General features: G+C 52.8%; 1 rRNA gene and 1 other annotated feature (1 of these 2 only partly in view). The gene reads right to left on the bottom strand.

The features are described from left to right. Nucleotides 1-71 (bottom strand): 5S ribosomal RNA (rrf, locus tag AC1RAC_RS28210); the annotation flags it as partial. Between the two features lie 151 nt (nucleotides 72-222). After that, nucleotides 223-1,588, bottom strand: a sequence feature (most likely nonfunctional fraction of RNA operon) (it continues 2,641 nt past the right edge of the window).

Genomic DNA, 1,588 nt, shown 5'->3' with positions numbered 1-1,588 from the left:
TCGGCGATGCATCGTTTCACTGCTGAGTTCGGGATGGGATCAGGTGGTTCCAATGCTCTATGGTCGTCAAGAAATTCGGGTACTGAGTCGTGGCCAGCTGGCCTCGCTTCAGCAAATTGGGTATGTGATAGATCGTGGTGTTTTGTGAGCGTCGAACTTTCGGTTCATTGCGTCTTCACACACCGCAATCTGGCCTTTCGACTCAAATTGCTTGGGTGTTATATGGTCAAGCCTCACGGGCAATTAGTATTGGTTAGCTCAACGCCTCACAGCGCTTACACACCCAACCTATCAACGTCGTAGTCTTCGACGGCCCTTCAGGGAACTCAAGGTTCCAGTGAGATCTCATCTTGAGGCTAGTTTCCCGCTTAGATGCTTTCAGCGGTTATCTATTCCGAACATAGCTACCCGGCAATGCCACTGGCGTGACAACCGGAACACCAGAGGTTCGTCCACTCCGGTCCTCTCGTACTAGGAGCAGCCCCTCTCAAATCTCAAACGTCCACGGCAGATAGGGACCGAACTGTCTCACGACGTTCTAAACCCAGCTCGCGTACCACTTTAAATGGCGAACAGCCATACCCTTGGGACCGGCTTCAGCCCCAGGATGTGATGAGCCGACATCGAGGTGCCAAACACCGCCGTCGATATGAACTCTTGGGCGGTATCAGCCTGTTATCCCCGGAGTACCTTTTATCCGTTGAGCGATGGCCCTTCCATACAGAACCACCGGATCACTAAGACCTACTTTCGTACCTGCTCGACGTGTCTGTCTCGCAGTCAAGCGCGCTTTTGCCTTTATACTCTACGACCGATTTCCGACCGGTCTGAGCGCACCTTCGTACTCCTCCGTTACTCTTTAGGAGGAGACCGCCCCAGTCAAACTACCCACCATACACTGTCCTCGATCCGGATAACGGACCTGAGTTAGAACCTCAAAGTTGCCAGGGTGGTATTTCAAGGATGGCTCCACGCAGACTGGCGTCCACGCTTCAAAGCCTCCCACCTATCCTACACAAGCAAATTCAAAGTCCAGTGCAAAGCTATAGTAAAGGTTCACGGGGTCTTTCCGTCTAGCCGCGGATACACTGCATCTTCACAGCGATTTCAATTTCACTGAGTCTCGGGTGGAGACAGCGCCGCCATCGTTACGCCATTCGTGCAGGTCGGAACTTACCCGACAAGGAATTTCGCTACCTTAGGACCGTTATAGTTACGGCCGCCGTTTACCGGGGCTTCGATCAAGAGCTTCGCGTTAGCTAACCCCATCAATTAACCTTCCGGCACCGGGCAGGCGTCACACCCTATACGTCCACTTTCGTGTTTGCAGAGTGCTGTGTTTTTAATAAACAGTCGCAGCGGCCTGGTATCTTCGACCGGCATGAGCTTACGGAGCAAGTCCTTCACCCTCACCGGCGCACCTTCTCCCGAAGTTACGGTGCCATTTTGCCTAGTTCCTTCACCCGAGTTCTCTCAAGCGCCTTGGTATTCTCTACCCAACCACCTGTGTCGGTTTGGGGTACGGTTCCTGGTTACCTGAAGCTTAGAAGCTTTTCTTGGAAGCATGGCATCAACCACTTCGTTAACT

It is taken from the genome of Pseudomonas sp. GW823-FHT02F05, from assembly GCF_058797315.1.
This window is presented reverse-complemented; position numbering and strand designations above follow the sequence as displayed.